The organism is Nonomuraea terrae, from assembly GCF_004348995.1.
GTDB classification, from domain to species: Bacteria; Actinomycetota; Actinomycetes; order Streptosporangiales; family Streptosporangiaceae; genus Nonomuraea; species Nonomuraea terrae.
The window spans coordinates 1-7,626 of the sequence record NZ_SMKQ01000304.1 but is presented as its reverse complement, the minus strand read 5'-3'; the positions used below and the strand labels follow the sequence as shown (position 1 = coordinate 7,626).

General features: G+C 74.3%; 6 protein-coding genes. 5 read left to right on the top strand and 1 reads right to left on the bottom strand.

Going from position 1 to position 7,626, the window contains the following annotated elements:
• From E1286_RS44395 to E1286_RS44375, 5 genes are all read left to right on the top strand, one after another.
• Positions 1-1,090 (top strand): IucA/IucC family protein (locus E1286_RS44395; protein WP_281282859.1); only part of this gene is annotated, 1,090 nt, incomplete at its 5' end.
• The gene (locus E1286_RS44390) at positions 1,087-2,439 is read left to right on the top strand and encodes a lysine N(6)-hydroxylase/L-ornithine N(5)-oxygenase family protein (RefSeq protein WP_132622995.1); all 1,353 of its coding nucleotides are present in this window, start codon (positions 1,087-1,089) and stop codon (positions 2,437-2,439) included. The genes E1286_RS44395 and E1286_RS44390, both read left to right, overlap by 4 nt.
• Positions 2,440-2,534: 95 nt before the next feature.
• Positions 2,535-4,319 (top strand): IucA/IucC family protein, encoded by a 1,785-nt coding sequence (locus E1286_RS44385; RefSeq protein WP_132622993.1) that lies wholly within the window; start codon positions 2,535-2,537, stop codon positions 4,317-4,319.
• The gene (locus E1286_RS44380; RefSeq protein WP_132622991.1) at positions 4,316-5,674 is read left to right on the top strand and encodes a glutamine synthetase family protein; all 1,359 of its coding nucleotides are present in this window, start codon (positions 4,316-4,318) and stop codon (positions 5,672-5,674) included. The genes E1286_RS44385 and E1286_RS44380 overlap by 4 nt, the downstream gene beginning before the upstream one ends.
• Positions 5,675-5,785: 111 nt before the next feature.
• Positions 5,786-7,108: an SDR family oxidoreductase gene (locus tag E1286_RS44375; RefSeq protein ID WP_223190915.1), complete on the top strand. Its 1,323-nt coding sequence runs from the start codon at positions 5,786-5,788 to the stop codon at positions 7,106-7,108.
• Here E1286_RS44375 and E1286_RS48595 read toward each other — a convergent pair.
• Positions 7,092-7,325 carry a DUF3040 domain-containing protein gene (locus E1286_RS48595; RefSeq protein WP_165970201.1) on the bottom strand — a complete coding sequence of 78 codons (234 nt, stop codon included), beginning with the start codon at positions 7,323-7,325 and terminating at the stop codon, positions 7,092-7,094. The genes E1286_RS44375 and E1286_RS48595 overlap by 17 nt on opposite strands.
• Positions 7,326-7,626 lie beyond the last annotated feature (301 nt).

Here is a 7,626-nt window from a genome sequence, read left to right as displayed (position 1 = left end):
CCCGTGGCAGGCGCGCGAGGTGCTGCGCCGCCCGGAGGTGGCCGCGCTGGTGGAGGCGGGGCTGCTGCGGCCGCTCGGCCCGTCCGGTCCCGAGTGGTACGCGACGTCGTCGGTGCGGACTGTGCACCGCCCCGACGCGGACGTGATGCTCAAGCTCTCCCTCGGCCTGCGGATCACCAACTCCCGGCGCAACAATCTGCGCGGGGAGATGCGCCTCGGTGTCCGGGCGGCCCGGCTGCTGGCGGCCGGGCCAGGCGGGTGGCTGCGCGCCGAGCACCCGGAGTTCGCGATCCTGCGCGACTTCGCCTGGGTGTCGGCGGGCGTGGACGGCCCGCAGACCGGCCCCGAGACCGGCCTGGAGACGGCGATCCGTGACAACCCGTTCCGCGGCGGCGTCCGCGAGGGTCTGTGCGTGGCCGGGCTGCTGGCCGAGCGGACGGGCCCCGGCGACGGCGCGCCTCCCCGGCACCGCGCGCTGCTGGCCGCCGCGCTGGAGCGTGCCGTCCGCGCGCACGGGCTGCCGCCGGGCGAGGCGGCGGCGCTGTGGCTGACCCGCTACCTCGATGTGCTCGCCGTCCCCCTGATCCGCCTGCACGCCAGGTACGGCATCGCCCTCGAACCGCACCACCAGAACACCCTGGTCGCGCTCGGCGACGACGGCCTGCCGTGCGCCGGCTGGTACCGCGACAGCCAGGGCTACTACGTGGCCGCCTCTCGCGCCGCCGAGCTGGAGTCGCTGCTGCCCGGGCTCGGCGAGGTCGACGTGGTCTTCGACGACGGCTTCGTGGACGAGCGGGTCGCCTACTACCTCGGCGTCAACAACCTGCTCGGCCTGGTGGGCGCGTTCGGCGCGCTCGGCCTGGCCGACGAGGGCGCGCTGCTGCGGGTGCTGCGCGCCGCGCTGGAACGGCTGCGCGCGGCGGAGCCCGGCGCGAAGGGCCTGCTCGACCTGCTCCTGGACGCGCCCGCGCTGCCCTGCAAGGCCAACTACCTGACCTGCGTGGACGGCCGCGACGAGCTCGTCGGCGACGTCCGCACCCAGTCCGTCTACATCGACCTTCCGAACCCACTCACGGAGGTGGAGCGGTGAGCGCCCCCTACGACCTGCTCGGCGTCGGCATAGGTCCGTTCAACCTGTCCCTGGCCGCGCTCAGCGACGGCGTGCCGGAGGTGAACGCACTGTTCCTGGACGCCAAACCGGCCTTTTCCTGGCATCCCGGCCTGCTCATGGAGGGGACGGTGCTCCAGGTGCCGTTCCTGGCCGACCTGGTGACGATGGCCGACCCGACGAGCCAGTGGTCGTACCTGAACTACGTCCGCCGCCACGACCGGATGTTCTCGTTCTTCTTCTCCGAGCGTTTCCACATCCCCCGCCGCGAGTACGACCACTATTGCCGATGGGTCGCCGAGCGGCTGCCTTCGTGCCGGTTCGACGCCAAGGTCACCGCGCTGAGCTGGGACGAGACGGCGGGCGCGTTCTCGGTGACGTACCGGTCGGCGGCCGGGGCGAGCGCGACGGCGCACGCCCGGCAGGTGGTGCTGGGGGTGGGCACGGTCCCGGTCGTGCCCGAGCCGCTGCGGCCGCTGCTGGAGGCCGGCCGCGTGCTGCACAGCGCCGACTACCTCGCCCACCGCGACCGCCTGGCCGCCGCCGGCGACGTGACCGTGGTCGGCGCCGGGCAGTCGGGCGCGGAGGTGGTGCTCGACCTGCTGCGCCGCCAGGACGGCACGGGCGCGGGCGGCCCGTACGTGCGCTGGCTGTCCCGCACCCCTGCCTTCGCCCCCATGGAGTACTCCAAGATCGGCTTGGAGCACTTCACCCCCGACTACGTCGACTACTTCCGCGGCCTGCCCGAGGACCGCCGCGAGCGGCTCGTCCGCGAGCAGTGGCAGCTCTACAAGGGCGTCAGCGCCGAGACGCTCGGCGACATCCACGACGAGCTGTACGAGCGGACCATCGGCGGGGCCGAGCCGCGCGCGGCGCTGCACCCCGGCGTGGAAGTGGTCTCGGCCGCGGCCGACGGCGACGGGTACGCCCTGACCTGCCGCCACGGCGAGCAGGAGGCGTTCTTCCAGGTCCGCACCTCGGCCGTGGTGCTGGCCACCGGGTACGCCGCCGCCCGCCCCGCGTTCCTGGAGCCGCTGGCAGACCTGATCGACTGGGACGCCAAGGGCCGCTACCAGGTGGACGGCGACTACCGGGTGGCGCTGGACCCGCGCGTGTCCGGGGCGGTGTTCGCCCAGAACGCCGAGATGCACAGCCACGGCGTGGGCGCGCCGGACCTGACGCTGGGCGCGTGGCGGGCGGCGAGGATCCTGAACGCGGTCGCCGGCCGCACCGTGGTGCCGGTGCCCGCGCGGGCGGCGTGGACGACGTTCGGGGCGCCCCGGCTGCCCGGCGCGATGGAGGCCGCCACCCCTGAGAGCTCGCTGACGTGACCACCGCCCCGACGACGGACGCGTCCTGGCCGCCGTCGTCCGTTGCTCGCCGCGGTCGTGGCCGCACGGCGACCCGTTGTCAAGGAGATCCCCCGATGAACCTCTCTGCCCGTGAGGCCTGGGAGCGGGCCGGCCGCCGCCTGCTCGTCAAGGCCGTCGAGGAGTTCGCCTACGAGGAACTGCTGGTCCCCGAGCCCGCGCCGGGCCGGCCCGGCGCGTACCGATTGGACCTGGGCGACGGCGTGTGCTGGACGTTCCGGGCCGCGCGCGGCACGTTCGGCGCCTGGCGCGTCGAAGAGGGCACGCTGCGGCGGCACCCGGCCCCCGCCGACGGCGAGGCCGGCCCGGAACTGCTGCTGCTCGACGCGCGTCACGTCCTCGGCTGGGACGGCCCGGCCACTGCGGAGGTGCTGCGCGAGCTCACCGCCACCCGGCAGGCCGAGGCGCGGCTGCTGTCCGGAGCCCTGCCCGCCGCCCGGCTCGCCGACCTCGACCACCTGGACCTGGAGGCACAGCAGGAGGGGCACCCCTGCATGCTGCTCAACAAGGGCAGGCTCGGGTTCGCCGCCTCGGACGCCGCCGCCTACGCCCCCGAGGCGGCCGGGTCGGTGCGGCTGCTGTGGGCGGCCGTGCACGGGTCGCTGGCCGAATACTCCGGAGGGCCCGGGCTGGACCAGGAGACGCTGCTGGGCGAGGAACTGGACGAAGAGACACGCAAGCGGTTCGCCGTCGCGCTGGAGGCCGGGACGGACCTGAACCCCGCCGGGTTCACGTGGCTGCCCGTGCACCCGTTTCACTGGGACGAGGCCGTCGCGCCGCTGTTCGCCCCGTACCTGGCGGGCGGGCGGATCGTGCTGCTCGGCGAGGGCCCCGACCGCTACCGCCCGCTGCAGTCGGTCCGCACCCTCGCCAACCTGGACCGCCCCGACCGGCGCAACGTCAAGGTGCCGCTGCTCATCCGCAACACGCTGGTGTGGCGGGGGCTGTCCACCGAGCCGACCCGGGCGGCGCCCGACGTGAGCGCCTGGCTGCACGGGCTGCGCGCCGCCGACCCGTACCTGCGGGACGAGCTGCGCTTCCACCCGCTCGGAGAAGTCGCCTCCGTCGCCGTCCGGCACCCGCTGTACGAGTCCGTGCGCGACGCGCCGTACCGCTACCACGAGCTGTTCGGCGCGGTCTGGCGCGAGCCGGTGACGGCGCTGCTCGGCGCGGGCGAACGGGCGCGCACCATGGCCGCCCTGCTCAAGGTCGGGTCGGACGGCCGCGCCCTGGTGGCGGAGCTGGTCGAGCGCTCCGGGCTCGATCCGCGCGCCTGGCTGGCCCGGCTCCTGTCGGCGCTGCTGCCCGGCCTGCTGCACCACCTCTACCGATACGGCGTCGCCTACTGCCCGCACGGCGAGAACACCGTGATCCTGTACGACACCGCCGACGTCCCCGCCGGCATCGCGGTCAAGGACTTCGCCGAGGACGTCAACCTGCTGCCGGACGACCTGCCCGAGTACGCCGCCCTGTCCGGCCGCGCCCGCGAGGTGCTGCTGCGCTGGCCCGCCCGCGAGCTGGCCCACTCGCTGCTCAGCGCGGTCTTCGCCGGCCACTTCCGGTTCTTCGCGCCGCTGGTGGAGGAGCACCTCGGCGTGCCGGAGCCCGAGTTCTGGCGCTTCGTACGCGAGGAGATCGAGCGCTACCACGCCGGCTTCCCCGAGCTGGCCGGCCGCGCGGAGGCGTTCGGCCTGTTCGCCCCCGAGTTCGGCCGGGTGGCGCTCAACCGGGAGCAGCTGCTCGGCGGCGGCTTCCACGACCGCGCCGAACGCGACGAGGGCTTCGACGTCGTCCACGGCACGGTCGCCAACCCGCTCGCCCGCACGGAGGAGACCCGATGACAGCGCTCACCTACCAGCAGCTGCGCGCCGAGGCCGAGGCCGGGCGGATCGAAGAGGTGATCGTCGCCGTGCCGGACCTGCAGGGCCGCCTCCAGGGCAGCCGGCTGTCCGTGCCGTACTTTCTGGACGAGGTCTCCCGGCAGGGCTTCGGCGCCTGCGTCTACCTGCTGGCCTCCGACGTGGAGATGGGCACCGGACCCGGCTACGCCATTGACGCCTGGAAATCCGGTTTCGGCGACTTCGTGCTGCGCCCCGAACCGGCCACCCTGCGCGCCCTGCCGTGGGACCCCGGCACCGCGCTGGTCCTGGCCGACGCCGTCTGGCCGGGCGGCGAGCCCGTCGAGGTGGCCCCGCGCCGGGTGCTGCGCGCCCAGCTCGACCGGCTGGCCGAACACGGCCTGACCGCGCTCGCCGGGACCGAGCTGGAGTTCCTGGTCTTCCGCACCACGTACCGGGACGCCTGGGAACGCCGCTACCACGGCCTGGAAACGGGCACCCGCTACAACGTCGACTACTCCCTGCAGGGACTGGCCGAGATCGAACCGGTGGTACGCCGCGTCCGCCGCGAGATGGTGCGCGCCGGGCTCCCCATGGAGACCGCCCGAGGGGAGTGCCACCCCGGCCAGTACGAGATCGTCTTCCGCTACGACGAGGCCATGGCGACCTGCGACAAGCACGTCCTGTTCAAGAACGGCGCCAAGCAGATCGCCGGGCAGGAGGGTGTGGCGCTCACGTTCATGCCCAAGTTCGACGAGGGCGAGGGCAACTCCTGCCACGTCCACCTGTCGCTGCGCGGTACGGACGGCGCCACGGTCTTCGCCGACGAGGAGTCCGCCGACGGGTCGTCGGAGCTGTTCCGGCACTTCGTGGCCGGTCAGCTCGCCTGCCTGCCCGAGCTGGCCCTGCTCATGGCCCCGAACGTCAACTCCTACAAGCGGCTCCAACCCGGCGCGTTCGCCCCCACCGGCATCACGTGGGGCCGGGACAACCGCACCTGCCCCATCCGCGTGGTCGGCTCAGGCGCGTCGCTGCGCATCGAGCACCGGGTGCCCGGCGGGGACGCCAACCCCTACCTCGCCGTCGCCGCCATGGTGGCCGCCGGCCTGCACGGCATCGAGAACCGGCTGCCCCTGCCCGCCCCGCACACGGCCAACGCCCTGGCCGACCCGTCGGTGCCCCGGCTGCCCACCGCACTGACGGAGGCGCTGCGCCGCTGGGAGACGAGCGAGCTGGCCGCCAAGGTGTTCGGCGACGCGGTGGTGGGCCACTACGCGCAGGCGGCGCGGGCGGAGCTGGCGGCGTTCGAGACCGCGGTCACGGACTGGGAGCGGATGCGCGGGTTCGAGCGCCTGTGACCCGCGCCGCGCGGCCTCTGCCTCCTCGCGACCGGCACTGGCCGGGCGGGCGGTGTAGGACCCGCCCTGGGCGGGCAGTCGGCGGTGAGGCGCGTTCGCGGGGGGATGGCGATGGCGCGATGTCTGGTGACCGGGGCGACCGGCTACATCGGGGGACGGCTCGTGCCGGAGCTGCTCGGCGCGGGCCACGCGGTCCGCTGCATGGTGCGTTCCGCTGCCCGGCTGCGTGAGCGGCCCTGGTGCGGGCGGGTCGAGGTCGGCGTGGCCGACGCGACGGATCCGCTGCGTACCGGTCAGGCGCTGGAGGGCGTGGACGTCGCGTACTACCTCGTCCACACGATGGGGTCGGGACGCGGCTTCGCCGCCCGGGATCGCGCGGCGGCCTCGACGTTCGCCGCGGCGGCCCGCAGGGCGGGTGTGCGCCGCATCGTCTACCTCGGCGGCCTCACGCCGGGCGGTGAGGTCTCGCCGCATCTGCGGTCCAGGGAAGAGGTGGCGCGGATCCTGCTGGGCTCCGGCGTTCCGACGGCGGTGCTGCGTGCCGCGGTCATCATCGGCTCGGGATCGGCGTCGTTCGAGATGCTGCGCTACCTGACCGAGCGGCTGCCGGCCATGACCACGCCCTCCTGGGTGCGTACCAGGACGCAGCCGATCGCGATCCGGGACGTGCTGCGCTACCTGGTCGGCTGCGCGCGGCTGCCGCCGGACGTGCACCGGGCGTTCGACATCGGCGGCCCCGACGTCCTGACGTACGCCGGCATGATGCGCGGGTACGCCGCGGTGGCGGGCCTGCCGCGCCGGTTGATCATCCCGGTGCCGGTGCTCACGCCGCGGTTGTCGAGCCTCTGGGTCGGTCTGGTCACCCCGGTGCCGGCCCGGGTGGCGCGTCCCCTGGTGGAGTCGCTGCGCAACGAGACGGTCTGCCGCGAGCACGACATCGCCCGGTACGTCCCCGACCCGCCGGACGGGCTGGTCGCGTTCGAGCAGGCTGTGGACCTGGCGCTGCGCCGGATCAAGGACGCCGACGTCGCCACCCGCTGGACGTCGGCCCGGGCCCCCGGCGCCCCGAGCGACCCCCTGCCGACCGACCCGGACTGGGCAGGCGGAGTGCTGTACGCGAACGAGCGCAGCCGCGCCGTGCCGGCGCCGCCCGCCGCCCTGTGGCGGCTGCGCGTGGGGGACACGCTGGGCTCCTGGCGGGTGGAGGAGATCGTGCCTGGCCGCCTGCTGCGGCTGCGCGCCGAGACGCGGCTGCCCGGCCTGGCGTGGCTGGAGCTGACCTGCCGAGAGGAGCAGGGGAGGACCGTGTACGGGCAGCGCGCGATCTTCCACCCGCGCGGCCTGCTGGGCCACCTGTACTGGTGGGCCGGCGCGCCCTTCCACCGGCGCCGGGTGCCGGGGGACATCGCGCGCCGGCTCACCCGGGCGTCGTGAGGAGCAGCCCCACGACGATGAGGAACACGCACACGCCGATCAGGACGGTGACGCGCCACACGTAGCCGGGCACGGTGCGAGGCCCTCGCCATTCCTTGGGCGGAGGAGGCTCGCCCTGGTACGTCCTGGCGAGGAGGGCGTCGAGATCCGGGTCTTCGAAGGCGAGCCGCTCCTCGATCTCTTCGAGGGCCCGCTGTTCCCCTTTGGAGAGTCTCATCGCGATCACCTGGATGCGCTCTCGGTTGCGTTCGTTCGTGGTCCTGGGCGCCGCGCGGGCCTGTGCGTCCGTCCCGCTCCGGCGTGCGGGGCCCGTCGATGAGGTGGGCCGCCACGACAGCGTGGCGGACAAGAGACGACTTCGCCCCCTCCTCTCCCTGACGCCCTTGCCCCCGATCCGCGGTCTCATTACTCGGGTCCCCGGCCGTCCTCGCATGTTGCCGGTGACCGGCAGTCCGGCCGGGGTGACGTTGCCGCCGCGATCCCTTGTCCCTCGGCCCCTGGAAAGGGGAGGGTGGGAC